General features: G+C 65.2%; 14 protein-coding genes. 8 read left to right on the forward strand and 6 right to left on the reverse strand.

All coding sequences use genetic code 11. From position 1 onward, the window contains the following. Nucleotides 1–154: 154 nt before the first annotated feature. From OKC44_RS09900 to fadI, 6 genes are all read right to left on the reverse strand, one after another. Complete coding sequence (locus OKC44_RS09900; protein ID WP_206817498.1) at nucleotides 155–2,089, reverse strand: sigma 54-interacting transcriptional regulator; 1,935 nt, start codon at nucleotides 2,087–2,089, stop codon at nucleotides 155–157. 216 nt (nucleotides 2,090–2,305) lie between these two features. Beyond that, complete coding sequence (locus OKC44_RS09905; RefSeq protein ID WP_011706015.1) at nucleotides 2,306–3,190, reverse strand: AEC family transporter; 885 nt, start codon at nucleotides 3,188–3,190, stop codon at nucleotides 2,306–2,308. A gap of 11 nt (nucleotides 3,191–3,201) precedes the next feature. Next, nucleotides 3,202–3,759 (reverse strand): YaeQ family protein, encoded by a 558-nt coding sequence (locus tag OKC44_RS09910; RefSeq protein ID WP_016350817.1) that lies wholly within the window; start codon nucleotides 3,757–3,759, stop codon nucleotides 3,202–3,204. A 192-nt stretch (nucleotides 3,760–3,951) separates the two neighbouring features. Beyond that, the gene (locus OKC44_RS09915) at nucleotides 3,952–4,092 is read right to left on the reverse strand and encodes a TIGR02808 family protein (RefSeq protein WP_005301193.1); all 141 of its coding nucleotides are present in this window, start codon (nucleotides 4,090–4,092) and stop codon (nucleotides 3,952–3,954) included. Nucleotides 4,093–4,387: 295 nt separating this feature from the next. After that, nucleotides 4,388–6,535, reverse strand: coding sequence for a fatty acid oxidation complex subunit alpha FadJ (gene fadJ / locus OKC44_RS09920; RefSeq protein ID WP_270812573.1), 2,148 nt, complete (start codon nucleotides 6,533–6,535; stop codon nucleotides 4,388–4,390). Beyond that, nucleotides 6,535–7,845, reverse strand: coding sequence for an acetyl-CoA C-acyltransferase FadI (gene fadI / locus OKC44_RS09925; protein ID WP_024945337.1), 1,311 nt, complete (start codon nucleotides 7,843–7,845; stop codon nucleotides 6,535–6,537). The genes fadJ and fadI overlap by 1 nt, the downstream gene beginning before the upstream one ends. Before the next feature lie 193 nt (nucleotides 7,846–8,038). Here fadI and OKC44_RS09930 point away from each other — a divergent pair, with 193 nt between their 5' ends. From OKC44_RS09930 to OKC44_RS09965, 8 genes are read left to right on the forward strand one after another with little or no spacing between them, the layout of a single operon-like run. Beyond that, nucleotides 8,039–8,989, forward strand: coding sequence for an AAA family ATPase (locus OKC44_RS09930; RefSeq protein WP_029302946.1), 951 nt, complete (start codon nucleotides 8,039–8,041; stop codon nucleotides 8,987–8,989). A gap of 34 nt (nucleotides 8,990–9,023) precedes the next feature. Then, nucleotides 9,024–9,914 (forward strand): DUF58 domain-containing protein, encoded by an 891-nt coding sequence (locus OKC44_RS09935; protein ID WP_270812577.1) that lies wholly within the window; start codon nucleotides 9,024–9,026, stop codon nucleotides 9,912–9,914. Then, nucleotides 9,899–10,480 (forward strand): DUF4381 domain-containing protein, encoded by a 582-nt coding sequence (locus OKC44_RS09940; protein WP_270812579.1) that lies wholly within the window; start codon nucleotides 9,899–9,901, stop codon nucleotides 10,478–10,480. Before OKC44_RS09935 ends, OKC44_RS09940 begins: the two co-directional genes overlap by 16 nt. After that, complete coding sequence (locus OKC44_RS09945) at nucleotides 10,477–11,490, forward strand: VWA domain-containing protein (RefSeq protein ID WP_270812582.1); 1,014 nt, start codon at nucleotides 10,477–10,479, stop codon at nucleotides 11,488–11,490. The genes OKC44_RS09940 and OKC44_RS09945 overlap by 4 nt, the downstream gene beginning before the upstream one ends. Continuing rightward, nucleotides 11,490–12,989, forward strand: coding sequence for a tetratricopeptide repeat protein (locus OKC44_RS09950; protein WP_270812744.1), 1,500 nt, complete (start codon nucleotides 11,490–11,492; stop codon nucleotides 12,987–12,989). The genes OKC44_RS09945 and OKC44_RS09950 overlap by 1 nt, the downstream gene beginning before the upstream one ends. Next, nucleotides 12,986–14,506, forward strand: a complete 1,521-nt coding sequence (locus tag OKC44_RS09955; protein ID WP_270812585.1) for a hypothetical protein — start codon at nucleotides 12,986–12,988, stop codon at nucleotides 14,504–14,506. Before OKC44_RS09950 ends, OKC44_RS09955 begins: the two co-directional genes overlap by 4 nt. A gap of 33 nt (nucleotides 14,507–14,539) precedes the next feature. Next, complete coding sequence (locus OKC44_RS09960; RefSeq protein ID WP_017408325.1) at nucleotides 14,540–15,130, forward strand: sigma-70 family RNA polymerase sigma factor; 591 nt, start codon at nucleotides 14,540–14,542, stop codon at nucleotides 15,128–15,130. Continuing rightward, nucleotides 15,123–15,866, forward strand: a complete 744-nt coding sequence (locus OKC44_RS09965; protein ID WP_101614933.1) for a DUF3379 domain-containing protein — start codon at nucleotides 15,123–15,125, stop codon at nucleotides 15,864–15,866. Before OKC44_RS09960 ends, OKC44_RS09965 begins: the two co-directional genes overlap by 8 nt. Nucleotides 15,867–16,105: the final 239 nt, after the last annotated feature.

Genomic DNA, 16,105 nt, shown 5'->3' on the forward strand with positions numbered 1-16,105 from the left:
GAGAGAAGGCCAAGCTGGCCCTGATAATTATCAGTCCGGCTATCACCAGAGCCTGCCAATTGATAGAAAGCGGGGCCACATTCTCATAATGATAACGCCGCGATTGTCGGTCGCGGCGCGGTCAAGCGGGGCCGCCAGGCGACCCGCGGCGGGATCAGGCCTGCACGGCTATCTCGTACTTCTTGATCTTGCGATAGAGGGTGGCGATGCCAATCCCGAGTGCCTGGGCGGCCAGCTTCTTGTTGCCAAGGCGCAGCAGGGTCTCCTCTATCATCTGCTTTTCCATGTTCTCCAGCCCGTTTTCGCCAAGTGGCAGCGCCAACCCGCGCTCTACCTGACCGGCGGCCGGCTCTGGCAGGCTTGCCTCTGGCGATGACCAGGGCGTCCCGGTAGCCGATGCCGGGTTGGCAGCGGCAGGGCTGAGCGCAGGGTCGGCCAGCACGCCATGGGAATAAGGGTCGGGCGAGAGCGGCATACGCGCGATTTGCGCCGTGCTCCGAGGCGGCTCGTCCGCCCCACTGCGCTGGTTGCGCAGGATATTGGGGGGCAGCAGTATGCTCTCGATCACCTCCCCCGCCTGCACCACGTTCACCAGGTACTCGATGAGGTTGCTGAGCTCGCGCACGTTGCCGGGCCAGCGGTAGCCTTCGAGCAGAGCCATCACCTCCGGGCTCAGTCCCGGATACAGCAGACCGATGCGGCTGGTGTGCAGGTTGAGGAAGTAGTGGGTCAGCAGCGCCACGTCCCCCTCCCGCTCGCGCAGGGGCGGCAGGTGGATGGGAATGACGTTGAGGCGATAGAAGAGATCCTCGCGAAACTTGCCCTCGGCGATGTACTGCTCCAGATGCTGATGGGTCGCGGCTATGATGCGAATGTCCACCGGCACCGGCCGGCTGGCGCCGATGGGGGTCACCTCCCGCAGCTCCAGCACCCGCAGCAGCTTGGCCTGCATGGTGAGCGGCATGTCCCCGATCTCGTCGAGAAACAGAGTGCCCTGCTGGGCGGCCTGGATCAGCCCCTGCTTGCCGGTGCTGGAGGCCCCGGTGAAGGCCCCCTTCACGTAGCCGAACAGCTCGCTCTCAAGCAGCTGCTCGGGGATGGCGGCGCAGTTGATGGCGATGAAGGGCTTGTCGCGGCGCGGGCTGAGTCGGTGGATGGCGCGGGCCACCACCTCCTTGCCGGTGCCGCTCTCGCCGCACACCAGCACGCTGGAGGGGCTCAGGGCGATGCGATGGAGCAGCTTTTTCAGGGCCCGCATCGGCTTGCTCTCCCCGATCAGCATGCTGACTCCCTCATCGGGCTCCAGCGGCGGATTCGGCGTGCCGTGGGACTGGTGAAACGCCATCAGAAACAGCTGCTGGCCCTGCACGTGGTGCAATTGGCCGATGATCAGCTCCTGACGATCCCCCAGGGTAACGATGTGCTGCAGGTGGCCGGTCAACCCCTGCTGGGCAAAGGTGAGCGGCCGCAGCCCTATCTCGCAGCCCAGCAGCGCCTCCTGCTGGCAGTTGAGCTGCTTGAGCGCCACCTCGTTGGCGTAGAGCACCTGGCTCTTCTCGTCGAGCAACAGGCAGCCCTGATCCATGTGGTTCATCAGGCTGAGGAAGACCTTGTTGACCCCGTCCGACAGCCCGCGCGAGTCGAGCAGCTTGGCCACGAAGATGCTGGAGATGTGCTGCACATAGTCGCACACCTCCTGCAGGTTGTTGTTGAGACGGGCCTGCTGCTCCGGGTTGAAGGCCACCAGGCTGATCACCCCGATGCAGTTCTCCTCCACCATGATGGGCACCCCGAGAAAGGCCCGCTCCCGGCAGCTCTCCTTGCAGCTGCACCCCTCGCAGACCGGATCCTCGCTGGTGTGGGTGACGATCTTCTCGCGCTGATGCTCGATGACGTAGCGCAACAGGCGGGAGTCACCCTCCAGCTGGCGACCGAAGAACTTGCCGTAAGGGCCGGTTCCCGCCACCCGCACCATGTTGGCGTCCACGATTTCCACTTCCAGTTGCAGCACGCTGGCCAGCATCTTGGCAAAGCGCAAAATGGTGGGCTGGATCTGCATCAACAAACATTGGTTACTGACGGACATCATGTTGTAAATCCCCTGGCTCCCACCCCGGGTGGGATTCATGCTGGCCAGATACTATGCCAATTCGATGGCAGCGACTTCGCCGAGGATCACGAAAAGGGAACTTGCACCCACCCCACTCCCCGGAGTGAGAGCTGGCGCAGGCTGGGGAAGAGAAACGCCAAGGAGCAGGCCACGGACATCACCTGCTGTGCGCAAAAACGGGTGAGAACAGCCGGATCAACTGCCCAGATGCAGGGCCAGCCAGACTGCCAGCGGGATCACCAGGACCGAGAGCGCATTGCCGCCGAGTACGATACTGGCCACCTTCTCCGGCTGGCACTGGTACTGCTCGCACAGCATGTAGTTGAGCACCGCCGGGGGCAGCGCCACCGACAGCATCAGCAGCGGGATCCAGGCCGGTTGCAGCGGCAGCAGCCAGACCGCCAGACCCAGGGAGATGCCGCCGGCCAACAGATAGAGCAGGTTGCACTTGAGGGCGAGCCCCAGGTGATCCAGCTCCCCTTCCATCAGCCGGATGCCGAGGGCAAACAGCATCAAGGGCACCGAGATCTGGCCGAGCAGAGAGGCGCTGGTCACCAGGTATTCGGGCAGCGGTATATGCAGATTGGCCACCAGCAGGCCCGCCAGGGCGGCCCACAGCACAGGGCTTTTCAGCCAGAGCCAGCGGGAGGTGTTGGCCGAGAGGATGAACATGCCCACCGAGAAGTGGAGCAGGTTGGAGAGCACGAACAGTATGATGATGGCGCCCAGCTGCTGCTCGCCGAAGGCCAACACCATCAGCGGAATGCCGAGGTTGCCAGTGTTGCGAAACATGGCGGGCAGGATCAGGGCCGGTCGGCTGATGCTGCGAAGCCTGAGCAGGGAGAGCAGCAGCCCCGGCAGCAGGATCACCAGGGCCCCCGCCGCGATGAGCGACAGGTGAGCCATCAGATCCAGCGGGTATTTGACCAGCGCCGAGAACACCAGCGCCGGGGTAAACAGCTCGATATTGGCCCGGTTGACGTAACCCAGCGCGCCGCCCGGACGCAACCGGCCGTAGAGGGCGCCAAGCCCCACCACCGCAAACACCGGAATGACGATATTGAGCAGCGCGCTGAACATGAGCGAGTCCTTTACAGTTCGCGGGCGGGGGTTCCCATCAGCAGCACGGGATCCAGGGTTACTTCCTGGCGGCCATTGCTCACCCAGAGCTGACCGTCGGAGATGGTGCAGGTGAGCTGCATGGTACGCTCCACCATCTCGGTCAGCGGCAGGGTCTGGCTGTCGGAGAGCTCAATCACGGTGAGGTTGTCGTGCAGGCCGAGTTTGCCCTGGTTCTGCTTCCACCAGACGCTGGTGCCACGGCCGCCGTAGAGGTAGAGCACCACATGACGAGAGCGGTTGCACGCCTTCTTGAGACGGCGCTCGTCGGGCTGGCCGAGTTCGATCCAGAGTTCAATCTCGTCGGAATAGTTCTTGCGCCAGAGTTCCGGCTCGTCATCGGCAGAGAGGCCCTTGGTGAACTCCAGTCGCTCGGCGGCGTGCCAGGCGAAGGCCGCCAGCCGGATCATCATCCGCTCGTCGGTCTCGGAGGGGTGACGGGCCAGGGTGAGAGAGAAGTCCTGATACAGATTGCGATCCATGTCGGACAGGCTGAGCTGAGCCTTGAATACGGTTGCCTTGAGAGCCATAGAAAACCTTGAATACCTTGGGAAGCGGGCCGAAACGAAAAACTGCGCGCCAGTGTAATCAAAATCGGCGGCCGGTTCGACCTCAAGCAGCACACATTTGGCCCATAGACCGCAGATAACTGCCTGCCAAGGCTCAAAAAACAAATGCCAGTCCGAAGACTGGCATTTGGCGGTATGAACGAAAGAAGCGGATCACTTCTCGGCGGACTTGACCCCGAAGGCATTGAGCAGCAGGCAGCAGGTCACTGCCACCGCCACAAACCCGCTCAGGAAGATAAAGGGCATGGCCCCGTATCCCAATACAGTCCAGATGGTTTGTTCAAGCAGACTCATTATGTGTCCTTCATCCAGTGAAATGGGTGTCCCTTTCGTGACGGGGTTATCCCCCCGTTCCTGATGATGCTATTTGACCCCAACCAGCGCCTGAGTCCTATGCCACCAAAGTAATAAATAGGGGGCTAGTTTGAGTTGGATCAACAATTTATCCCTTGCCGAGGAAAAATATGGACGGGATTCAACCAGTTGTCAGCCTGCTGCCCCCGCATTTCCCATCTCGGCGCCAAAAAGAAGGAGGCGACCCCGGGGTCGCCTCCTTGTCGGTTGGCCTGTTGCCGCGAGCGGCGCACGCTCAATAGAAGCGCTGCTGCTCCGCCGCCATCGCCTTGAGGCGATCGCAGGGGGCGAAGCGGTCGCCATAGCGCTTCTGGTAGTGCTCAAGGCGCCCCACCAGGTGCTCGATGCCGAGGCTGTCCATGTAGCGGAACGGGCCGCCCAGGAACGGTGGGAAGCCGATGCCGAAGATGGCGCCGATGTCGCCGTCGCGAGCCGAGGCCACCACGCCGCTGTCCAGCGCCATGGCCGCTTCGTTGAGCATCATCAGCACGCAGCGCTCGGCCAGCTCCGCCTTGGCCAGCTTGGCCTGGGGCGAGATGCCGAGCACACCGTAGACGCTCTCGTCCACCGTCTTCTTGCCCTCTTTGCCGGTGAGCTTGCTGCGCGGGGCCGCCTTGCCGTAGAGGTAGAAGCCCTTGCCGTTCTTGCGCCCCTTGCGATCATTTTGCAGCAGCTTGTCAAAGGCCGCCGGGGCCTGGAACTGCTCGCCCCCCAGCTCTTTTTCGAGGATCGGGGAGATCTTGGCACCCACGTCGATCCCCACCTCGTCCAGCAAGGTGATGGGGCCGACCGGGAAGCCGAAATCGAGCAGGGCACCGTCCAGCACCTCCACCGGTTCCCCTTCCAGCACCAGGCGCGCCGCCTCGTTCATGTAGGGGGCCAGGATGCGGTTGACGTAGAAGCCCGCCTCATCCTTGACCACGATGGGGGTCTTGCCCTGAGCGCGGGCAAACGCCAGGGTGGTGGCGACCGTCTCGGCACTGGTGCCGGCGTGGGGGATGATTTCCGCCAGCGGCATCTTGTCCACCGGGCTGAAGTAGTGCAGCCCCACCACCCGCTCCGGGTGCGCCGCCGCGGAGGCGATCTGGTGGATAGGCAAAGAGGAGGTGTTGGAGGCAAACACGGTGTGCTCGCCGCACTCGCGCTCCACGTCCTTCACCATCTGGTGCTTGAGGGAAAGATCTTCGAACACCGCCTCCACCACCATGTCGACCCGGTGGAAACCGGAGTAGTCTAGGGTGCCGGTCAGCAGGCTCATCTGCTTCTCAAGCTCGCTGCGCAGCAGTTGGCGACGCTTGAGCTTCTTGGCCAGGATGTCGTAGCTGTAGCGCATGGCATTGCCGATGCCGCTGCTGGCCACGTCCTTGATCCGCACCGGCACGCCCGCCTTGGTGGCGGTGACGAAGGCGATACCGCCTCCCATCAGACCGCCGCCCAGCACCGCGGCATGACCCACCTTGCGCGGCTCGGCCCCCTGATAGGTGACCTCCTTCTTCATCTCGGTGGTGGCAAAGAAGATGGAGCGCAGGGCGGCGGATTCGCTGGTCGTCACCAGCTCGCCAAAGTGGCGGGATTCGGCGGCAAGGCCGGCCTGCATCCCCTCTTCCACCCCGATGCGCACCACTTCCAGGATCAGATCCGGGGCCGGGTAGTTGCCGCGGGTCTTCGCCTTCACCCCTTTGCGGGCCTGATCGAACAGCACCTTGCGACCCAGCTTGTTGGTCTCCAGCAGCTTGCCCTGCAGATCCCGCTTGAGCTCGTGACGGGGCTTGCCCTTCTTGGCCAACTTGATGGCGGCGTCCAGCAGGATGGAGGGCGGCACCACGTCGTCCACCAGCCCCAGTTTCTTGGCCTGCTTGGCCCGCACCTGCTTGCCGGTCAGCATCAGGTCGAGCGCCTTGGCCACCCCGATGAGGCGCGGCAGACGCTGGGTCCCGCCGGAGCCCGGCAACAAGCCCAGTTGCACCTCGGGCAGGCCGAGCACCGTCTTGCCGTGATCGGTGACCACCCGGCCATGACAGGCCAGTGCCAGCTCCAGCCCGCCGCCGAGGCAGGGGCCGTGAATGGCGGCGATCACCGGAATGGGCAGCGACTCGATCTCGGCGAAGATCACCTGCCCTTCGCGCGACAGCGTCTCGGCATCCTTGGCGCTGGTACAGGCCGCCAGCATGCTGATGTCGGCGCCGGCGATGAAGGAGTCCTTCTTGCCGGAGACCACCACCAGGCCGATCAGCTCTTTATTGGCTTTCACCTCGGCCAGCACCGCGCGGATCTCTTCCACGAAGGCGGCTTTCAGGGTATTCATGCTCTCGCCCGGCACATCCATGGTGAGAATGCCGATGCCATCCTGGCGCACCGCCAGGGAAAAAGTCTTCTCGCTCATCACTCTACCTCCAACACCATGGCCACGCCGAGACCACCCGCCGCACAGGCGGTGTTAAGCCCCAATCCCCCACCCCGGCGCCGCAGCTCGTGCAGGGTCTGGGTGATCATCCGCGCACCGGTTGCGGCAAAGGGGTGACCAAAGGCCAGCGAGCCACCGAGGACGTTGAATTTGTCCATGTCCACCTCGCCGATGGCCTGATCGCGACCCAGCTTGCTCTGGGCAAACTCTTTGCTGGCAAACATCTTGAGGTTGGCCAGGGTCTGGGCGGCAAAAGCCTCGTGCATGTCGATCAGAGTCAGGTCGGCCAGCGTGATGCCGGCACGGTCCAGCGCCAGCGGGGTGGCGTAGGAGGGGCCCATCAGCATGTCCTGCCACACGTCGATGGCAGAAAACGCGAAACTGCGGATATAACCGAGCGGCTCGAGGCCAAGCTCGCGGGCCCGCCCTTCGCGCATCAGCAGCACGGCGGCGGCGCCGTCGGTGAGCGGGGTGGCGTTGGCGGCGGTGACGGAGCCGTGCACCCGGTCAAACACCGGCTTGAGCTTGGCGTAGCTCGCCAGATCAGAGCTCTCGCGGATGTTGTTGTCTCGCTCCAGCGGCGCCTTGTAGGGAGGCACGTGGGCGGTAAACACCTCGCCACTCAACTTGCCATCGGCCCAGGCCTGCGCGGCCAGGGTGTGGGAGCGGTGCGCCAGCGCATCTTGCGCCTCGCGGCTGATCTGGTGGCTCTTGGCCATCTGCTCGGCGGTCTGCCCCATGGAGAGGCCGGTGGAGTACTCGGCCACGGCGGGCGGCACCGGCAGCAGATCCTTGACCCGCAACTGGCGCAGGATATTGAAACGCTGCTGCAGATTGCGCGCCTTGTTGAGATCCACCAGGGCGCGGGCCAGCTTCTTGCTCACCCCGATGGGCAGCACGGAGGAGGAGTCGGCGCCGCCGGCGATGGCGATATCCACCGTGCCGGCCATGATGGATTCGGTGACGTTGGCGACGGCCTGGAAACTGGTGGCGCAGGCACGCGACACGCTATAGGCATCGGTGCTAACGCTCATGCCGGTGCCGAGCACGATCTCGCGGGCGATGTTGGGGGCTTCCGGCATCTGTACCACCTGGCCGAACACCAGCTGGTCGATGAGCTTGGGGTCGAGATCGGTGCGAGCGAGCATCTCGCTCACCACCAGTTTGCCCAGATCCACCGCAGGCACGCCGTGAAAGGCGGTGGCCTGCTTGGCAAAGGGAGTGCGCAAACCCGCCACGACGGCAATCCGTTCGCCCTGGCGAGTCGTCAGTTTCAATGGCTCTTTCATCCTGGCTCCTTGGTTAAACGAGAAGACTAAAGGGAGAGGTCTGACCTCATTGCGCCACATCTTAACAATCCACTCACAAATTTCATACGGCTGATTGAAACTAAATTGCCGCCATCTTGGCCCCCTCCCTCGCCCTTGTGCGCCAACTGGAGTATAAAAAGATCAACTTCTATGAAAACAACGGGTTTATTGCATGGCAGCGGCCGAGTTCAGAGCGCTTGGGGACTATCTGGGTAGTCAAATTCTGGGACAGGGCCCCCTCATCGAGGGGCTGTTGATCGCCCTGTTATGTGAAGGACATGTGTTGATCGAGGGCGCCCCCGGTCTTGCCAAGACCCGGGCCGTCAAGGCACTGGCAGGCGCGGTGGAGGGGCGCTTTGCCCGCATCCAGTTCACCCCCGACCTGCTGCCTGCCGATCTCACCGGCAGCGAAGTATTTCATCCCCAGGATGCCAGCTTCGTGTTTCAGCCCGGCCCCCTCTTCAACCACCTGGTGCTGGCGGACGAGATCAACCGGGCGCCGGCCAAGGTACAGTCCGCCCTCTTGGAGGCGATGGCCGAGCATCAGATCACAGTGGGCAAGAAGAGCTGGCGCCTGCCGCCCCTCTTTATGGTGGCCGCCACGCAAAACCCCATAGAACAGGAGGGGACCTATCCCCTGCCGGAGGCCCAGCTCGATCGCTTCTTGCTCAAGCTGCTGGTGGACTACCCGAGCCCCGCCATGGAACTGGCCATCCTCCAGTTAAACGCCCGCGGCGACACCCTGCCAACACCGCCGCTCACCCTGAGCCAGGCCGATCTGCTGGCGGCCCGCAGCGCGGTGCAGGCGGTGCAGATGCAGGGGCGCCTCGAGCACTATCTGGTGCAACTGGTCTGCGCCACCCGGCCGGGCAGCGGCCTGTGTCCGGAACTCGAACCCCTGGTCGCGGTGGGCGCCAGCCCCAGGGCCAGCATAGGTCTGGCCAGAGCGGCTCGCGCCAGGGCCTGGCTGGCCGGACGGGATTTCGTGCTGCCCGAAGACATTCAACAGCTGGCGCCAGCCGTGCTGCGCCATCGTCTCATTCCCAGTTATCAGGCACTGGCGGACAACCTCGACAACGAGGCGCTCATCACCCTGCTGCTGGACGCGATCCCATGCCCCTGAGCCCGTTCGTTTCCTCTGTGCGGGCCCTGCTGCCATGACGCACGCCGCCGATCCCCTCACCCATCCCGATATCGTCCTGCCGCTCGCCAGACTGCTGGCAATCAGGCTGTGGGCCCGGCAGGGGCCGCGCTCGCGCATTCAACCGGTGGCGCAGGGGCGGCTTGGCCGCACGCCGGGGCTCACCTTTCGCGAGCTGCGCGCCTATCAGGCCGGCGACGAGGTACGCCACATCGACTGGCGGGTAACCGCCCGTCTTGGTCGCCCCTATACCCGGCTCTACAGCGAAGAGCAGGATCAGGCCCACTGGCTGCTGCTCGATCTCTCTCCGGCCATGTACTTTGGCTCTTGCCACCAGCTCAAGGCGCGCCTGGGCTGCGAGCTGGCCGCCGCCCTGCTATGGCAAGGTGAAAAGCAGGCCAACACCCTGATCTGCCACGGTGTGGAGCCGCATCTGCAACACCAGCGCGGTCCCCTGGTGCCCTTGCTGGAGGCCCTCTGCCACCACTACCGGCTGGGGTTGGCGCGCACGCCGCCCCCCCACGCCCTCGCCCATACTCTGGCCCGGCTCAACCTGCCCCACGGTGCCAGACTGACTCTCATCACCGATCACAGTCCCCTCGATGAGGCGCTCTGCCGCCAGTTGCAACTGCTCGGCCGGCGCCACGACCTGCATTGCTGGCAAATTCTGGATCCGCTGGAGGCAGCCCTGCCCGCCCAGGGCCGCCTGGCGGTGCGCGCCGGCCAGCAGAGCGGCTGGCTCGAGGCCGGCGAACCGGGGTTCGCCTTGCGTTATCAAGAGGCTGCCGAGCAGCTGGCCCGCCAGAACCATCAGCAACTGCTGCCGCTGGTGCAGCGCCTCTACCGGCTCGACAACGGCCAGCCGCTGCAACGCCAGTGGCAGGAGGGGGCATGCCGCCAATTCTGAACTGGCTTGCCAACGCCGTGCCGGGCAGCAGCGTCCCCACCTCGCCGCTGGCGGCGCAGCTGCGCGACATTCACCCAGGCCCGCCGCTGCAACTGGCCTCTGATCCCCGCCTGCTGGGCTGGTGGTGGCTGCTGATCGCGCTGCTGGTCGGCGCCATGATCATCCTTGGCGTGCAGAGCCTGCTGCGTTATCGCCGCTGGCGGCGACAGCTCGACTGGCAGGCCCCCGATCTGGTGCCCCAACTGCAAGCCGTGTTGCGCGAGGCCGTACTGCCCCGCTGGCCCGAGGCGGCCGTACTGCAAGGCGCGCCCTGGCTCGTCTTTCTTGATTCTCTGGAGCTCGATGCTCTGGGGGGCAGCCGCTTTCGCGAGCTGGCCCCGCACTGGTCTGCCTGGCTCTACGGTGGTCAAAGCCCGGATGCGCAGCAGCGCCAGGCGCTGCGCCAGGCCTACCTCGCCTGGGGACGCAGCTGCATCTGCCCGCCAGCCTGGTTGCTGGACCTGCGCACTCGCTGGCGGCGGGGGCGAACTCGCACCAGCAATGCGCACGCCGGGAGACGGCCATGATCCTCGCCTGGCCCTGGTTTGCCCTGGCGCTGGTGCTGCCGCTGCTGGTGCGCTTTGGTCTGCCGCCCCGCCCCCGCGGCGCACATGATCCTGGCGTATTGACCCATGCCGGCTTTCCCTTGCTGCGCCCCCATGCCGGCCAGCCCCTGTGGCGAATGGCGCTGTGCTGGTGCGCCCTGGTGCTGGCGCTCTGCCGCCCCCAGTGGCAAGAACCGCCTCAGGTGAGCTACCAGAGCAGCCGGGATCTCATCCTGGCGGTGGATCTTTCCGACAGCATGCGCACCCAGGACATGCTGGATGAAGGGGAGCAAAAAGACCGGCTCAGCGCGGTGCGCCAGCAGATAGAGAGGCTCATTGCCGCCCGCCCCGGCGATCGTATCGCCCTCATCGTGTTCGCCGATCACGCCTACCTGCTCTCCCCCCTGACCCAGGAGACCAACGCCTTGCTCGGTCTGACCCGCGAGCTCGATTTCGAGCTGGTGGGACGCACCACCGCCCTAGGCGAGGCCATCCTGCTTGCGCGCCAGCACAAGGCCCCCGAACGCTCTACTGCCCTGTTGCTGGTCACCGACGGGCGCAATACCGCAGGCAGCGCCGATCCCCTGCGCGAGGCCAAGCAGGCCGCCGCCGCAGGCATTCGCCTCTATACCCTGGGGGTGGGCGCCGATCCGGATACCTTTGCCGAGGCGATGACCCCCTCACAGGCCCCGGCCCAGAGCGACCCCAGTGCCGAGCTCGACGAATCCCTCTTGCAACAGCTGGCCGAGGTGGGCCATGGCCGTTACTTCCGGGCGCGCACCCAGGGGGATCTCGAGGCCATCAATCAGGCGCTGGATACCCTGGAGCCCGTCGCCACCGCGCAGACCCGCTATCGCCCCAATCAGGAGCTCTACCCCTGGCCGCTGGCGTTGGCCTGGCTGCTGCTGAGCTGGCCTGCCCGGTTGCGCTGGCCGGCGCGGCTGAGCCGCAAAACCGCACTGCCTGACAGCCCGTCTCGAGGCGCTCCATGATGGAGCTCACCCTGCTGCGCCCGCTCTGGTTGCTGGCCCTGCTGCCCTGGCTGTGGCAGGGATGGCGCCGTCGTCGCCAGGCCCCGCTGCTGGCCCCCGCCATGCAGGCCTATCTGCTGCCGGGGCAGCGGCGCCACTTTCCCTGGCTCTGGCTGGCCTGCCTGCCGCTGATCCTGGCCTTGAGCGGCCCGGCCCTGCGCCAGCAGAGTCAGAGCACTCCAAGCCCGGCCCTCGACATCTGGCTGCTGGATCTCTCCCGCTCCATGCTGGCCACCGATCTGCTGCCGGATCGAGCCACTCGGGTGCGGGTGTTGCTGCAGGATCTGCTGGCTGACCGAGCGCAACAGGAAGCGGCCCATCCCATCGCCCTCATCCTGTTTGCCGGGGATGCCTACCTCGCCATGCCGCCGACCCGGGATCACCAGGCCCTCGCCCTGCTGCTGCCCGACCTGCGCCCGGCCATCATGCCAAGGCAAGGCAGCGCGCCCGAGCGTGCGGTAGCGCTGGCGCTCAAGCAGATCCCCGCCGGCCAGCAGGCCCGCCTGCTGCTGATCACCGACGACTTGACCGCCCGTCAGGCCGAGCGGATCAAGGCGGGGTGGCCCTGCCAAGGCAGCCTCTTTTGCCACGCCCAGGTGCAGGCACGCCTCGACGTCTTGCTGGTCAACAGCGGCCAGGCCAGTCGCCTGCCCGCCACCATAGGCGGTGGCTTCGGCCGTGCCCTGCCGGCACCCGATGTGGTTACCCTGCAACAGTTGACTGGCGATCTCGGCGGTCAACTGCAGTGGCTGCAACAGGGGGCGCCACGCTTTGCCCCCCTGCTCATGAGCCAGACCACAGGTGCCCACCAGGCCATGGATCTCGGCCCCTGGCTGCTGCTGCCCCTGCTGCCGCTGGCCCTGCTGGCCCGTATCGGCACCCTCTGGCTGGTGCTGGTGGGGACGCTCTTGCTGACGCCACCCTCTCTGCAGGCCAGCCCGGCGCCAACGGCCATCCCGCCTGCTGCCCATGACAATCAGGCCTGGCAAGCCTTCTTGCAAAAGCGCTATCAGGAGGCCGCCCGCGCCTTTGCGGATCCCGTCTGGCAGGGCAATGCCTGGTATCGGGCTGGCGACTACGCCAAGGCGGCCGCCGCCTATGGCCGGGCCAGCACGGCCACTGCCCACTACAACCGGGGCAATGCCCTGGTGCAACTCGGTCAGTTGGCAGCGGCCGAGCAGGCCTATCTGGCGGCGCTGGCGCTGGAGCCGGGCCATCAGGATGCGCGCTACAACCTGACCTTGCTGCGCGCCCAGCCGCCCGAGGCAACCCCACAGGCGCAGGATCCCAAGCCCATCGATGCCCCAGAGCAGGCCGCCACCCCGGACGCTCCCCTGCCTCCGTCGCCTCCCGTCCTGCTGCTGGAGCAGCGGCTGCGCAAGGAAGATCAACGCAGGCGCCAGCAGGAGGCCAACCGCAGCCTCGCCCCTGGCACCTTGAAAGGAGAGGATCCCTGGTGAGCCGCCTCTTCGCCCCTTGCCATGCCCTGTGCCTGTTGCTGCTCTGGCTGATGACGGCGCAGGTTTTTGCCGCCCCGCCCCGGGCCGAGCTGCTGCCGGGAGCAGATCGCCGCGACTGGTTGCTGATCATCGAAGCGGACGGCGAGCGCCAGAGCAGTGAGCTTGCCATCACCCCCCTGCTGCGTCAGTTCGCGGTGGGCAAGGTGACCATGAGCCGGGTCAGCGCCCCGCAGCAGAGCCTGACCCGCTGGCAGATCCCCCTGCACCTGCTGGATACCAGCCCGCAGCAGGTGCCAGCCCTGCCACTGGGGGCGGAGCAGACTCCGTCCATCCCCTTTCCGCCACGCAGCGAAGCCGGCAACCTGGCGCCAGCGCCTGCCATTTCCCCCATCGAACTGCAGGCCCGGGTGCTGCAGCAGGGGCCGCTCTACCCCGGCCAGCCGTTTGTCTATCAGCTCAGCCTCTGGCTACCGGCCAACATGGAGGCCCCCAACCTCACCGAGCCGGCCAGCGATGCCTTCACCATTCGCCGCCTCGGCAACGATCAGTGGCAACCACCGGCAAGTCCCGGCCTGCCCGGCCGCCTGACCCGCAGCTGGCTGCTGCAGGCCAAAGAAGCGGGGCGCCATCCGCTGGAGTCCCCCCGCTTTCAGGGGCGTTTGCCGCAAGATGACGGTGGCAGTGACCCGCTCTCGGCCCGGGCGGCCACCCTGTTCGTGCAGATCGATGCGCCCCCGCTGCAACCGGTGGCGAGCCAGCTCACCCTGAGCCAGCGGCTGGATCCGCCGACGGCGGCCAGAGCGGGTGAGCCGGTGATCCGCACCCTGACCCTCACGCTGGAGGGGGGGGATGGCAGCCGCCTCAATCTGGCACGCCTGCTCGGCTCATCCGGCCTGCCCGCTGGCATCAGGGCCAGGCCGGATGGGGAGCAGCAGCAGGAGCGCTATCTCGCCAAGGGGACGCTGCGCTTCGAGCGCGAGTGGCGCCAGGCTTTGACCGTGGACGAACCCGGTGACTACCTGCTGCCCGCCATCGAGCTGGCCTGGTTCAACACCCAGCGCGGGCGCATCGAATACGCTCGGCTGCCCGCCACGCCCCTGCACATCGCCGCAAGCACGCAGGCGCCGCCGGCGCAGGATGGGCCGAATGACGAGAGCCTGCGGTGGGTCATCTGGGCTCTGCTGCTGCGGGCCTGCTGGCGCCACGGGCCGCGCTGGCACGCCTTCTATCGCCTGCAACAGGCACTGTGTCGGGCCGATGCCGAGCAGGCCCGGGCCCGCTTGCTGGCGTGGGCCCGCCTGCGCTGGTCACTGCCCCATCCCCGCCTCGATGCCCTGCCCTGTCGCCACGATCCCGCCCTGGTGCCCCACTTTGCCGCCCTGGAGCGCGCCTGCTTCGCTACCGTATCCCCTACTGAGAACCACCCGCAAACCTGGGCGGACTTTGCCAGCGCCCTATGCGGCCACGAAACTTTTGCGATAGCCTATGGCCTCAGGCAACTGGCCAGGATCGGTTGATCCTGGCCTTCATTCAAATAAGGAAGCCCAGCGATGGCTTTAGGTTTTTTCAGAAAAAAAGGTGCCACGGTCGGAAAGGATCCCACGACCTCCCCGGTCTATGGAGGCATGGCAGACAAACAAACCAAATACGAAGCCTTGGTACATGCCCTGCACGGGGACATCTACCGCTACGCCTACTGGCTGTGCCGGGATCCGCAAGTGGCGGAAGATCTGGTGCAGGAGACCTTTCTGCGCGCCTGGAAGAGCATCGACTCCCTGCTCGACGACAAGGCCGCCAAGGCCTGGCTCATCACCATACTGCGGCGGGAAAATGCACGCCGGTTCGAGCGCAAGCAGTTTGACCTCGTCGATCTCGACGAGCATCCCCAGAGCGATCAGGAGGCACTGCACAGCGAGCAGGAGATGGAGAACGAGTGGCTCAGACGCCACATCGCCCGCCTGCCGGCCGAATATCAGGAACCCCTGCTGCTGCAGGTGCTGGGGGGCTTTAGCGGCGACGAGATCGCCGCCCAGCTGGGGCTCAACAAGAACACCGTCATGACTCGCCTGTTTCGGGCCCGCAACCAGATAAAAGAGGCCATGGAGTCAACGACCCAACAGAGAGGACACACCAATGGATGAGCTGGAATTTCGCCGTCGGGCCATAGCCCATCCACATGAGCAGGATCCCGCCTTTCTCGAGCAGGCCCAGCGCTCCCCCGCCAACCGCAAGCATCTGGACGAGATGAAGCAGCTCGATCGCAGCCTGCAGCGAGCCATGGAGGTCGAGGTCCCGGCTGGGCTGGCCGAGCGCATCCTGCTCAGACAGGCGCTGGAAGCTGATCAGGAACAGGTGGTTCCCCTGCCGGTGCGCCCGCGCAGCAACTGGCGTGCGCTGGCGATGGCGGCCTCGGTTGCTTTTCTGCTCGGCATGAGCACTCGCTGGCTGAGCTGGCCGCTGGCCGCTCCCGACGAGCTCTCGCTGGCCCAGGTCGCCATGGCCCACGTCTATGGTGAAGAGCCCTTCATCAAGGATGTGGACGAGCAGGTGAGCCTGCGCACCATCAACGCCAAGATGGAGAAATATGGCGCGACCTTGATGGGCATGCAGGGGCTGAAGATCACCTATGTCAACCACTGCTCCTTCTATCAGGGGCCGGCGCTGCACATGGTATTGCAGGGCAAGATGGGCCCGGTCACCCTGTTCCTGGTGCCCAAGCACGTGCCACTCACCCTGCAGCCCACCTTTGAAGATGGCCAGCTCAAGGGCGAGATCCTGCAACTCAAGGGGGCCAACATGGTGCTGATCGGCGAGATGGAGGAGCCGCTGGCGCCGGTGGCAGAGCAGCTGGAATCCCGGCTGCACTGGTCAATTTAACAGGCATTAACCCAATCTTGACTCGCCTCGAACCGGGTCAAGCCAACGGGCAGACCAATCAGGTTGGCTGCCCGTTTATCTCCTTTCCCGTCACGATTCTCCCCTATTCGCCACTCATTCCCTGCAAATACCCAAAAATATTTTTGTGATGCAGATCGCTGCATGTGAGTGTTTTTTATCCAATTAATGGTAAAAGAGACTATTTAAGCGGCGAATTCAAACAAATGATTAACACTCTG

The organism is Aeromonas sp. S41-2 (assembly GCF_027705845.1).
Taxonomy (GTDB): domain Bacteria; phylum Pseudomonadota; class Gammaproteobacteria; order Enterobacterales; family Aeromonadaceae; genus Aeromonas; species Aeromonas hydrophila.

Excerpts from the sequence above, each read along its gene's own strand:
- OKC44_RS09940 (WP_270812579.1), top strand. The coding sequence starts at position 9,899 with ATGCCGCCAATTCTGAACTGGCTTGCCAACGCCGTGCCGGGCAGCAGC.
- OKC44_RS09910 (WP_016350817.1), bottom strand. The coding sequence starts at position 3,759 with ATGGCTCTCAAGGCAACCGTATTCAAGGCTCAGCTCAGCCTGTCCGAC.
- OKC44_RS09960 (WP_017408325.1), top strand. The coding sequence starts at position 14,540 with ATGGCTTTAGGTTTTTTCAGAAAAAAAGGTGCCACGGTCGGAAAGGAT.
- OKC44_RS09965 (WP_101614933.1), top strand. The coding sequence starts at position 15,123 with ATGGATGAGCTGGAATTTCGCCGTCGGGCCATAGCCCATCCACATGAG.
- OKC44_RS09900 (WP_206817498.1), bottom strand. The coding sequence starts at position 2,089 with ATGATGTCCGTCAGTAACCAATGTTTGTTGATGCAGATCCAGCCCACC.
- OKC44_RS09935 (WP_270812577.1), top strand. The coding sequence starts at position 9,024 with ATGACGCACGCCGCCGATCCCCTCACCCATCCCGATATCGTCCTGCCG.
- fadI (WP_024945337.1), bottom strand. The coding sequence starts at position 7,845 with ATGAAAGAGCCATTGAAACTGACGACTCGCCAGGGCGAACGGATTGCC.
- OKC44_RS09950 (WP_270812744.1), top strand. The coding sequence starts at position 11,490 with ATGGAGCTCACCCTGCTGCGCCCGCTCTGGTTGCTGGCCCTGCTGCCC.
- OKC44_RS09905 (WP_011706015.1), bottom strand. The coding sequence starts at position 3,190 with ATGTTCAGCGCGCTGCTCAATATCGTCATTCCGGTGTTTGCGGTGGTG.
- OKC44_RS09915 (WP_005301193.1), bottom strand. The coding sequence starts at position 4,092 with ATGAGTCTGCTTGAACAAACCATCTGGACTGTATTGGGATACGGGGCC.
- fadJ (WP_270812573.1), bottom strand. The coding sequence starts at position 6,535 with ATGAGCGAGAAGACTTTTTCCCTGGCGGTGCGCCAGGATGGCATCGGC.
- OKC44_RS09930 (WP_029302946.1), top strand. The coding sequence starts at position 8,039 with ATGGCAGCGGCCGAGTTCAGAGCGCTTGGGGACTATCTGGGTAGTCAA.
- OKC44_RS09945 (WP_270812582.1), top strand. The coding sequence starts at position 10,477 with ATGATCCTCGCCTGGCCCTGGTTTGCCCTGGCGCTGGTGCTGCCGCTG.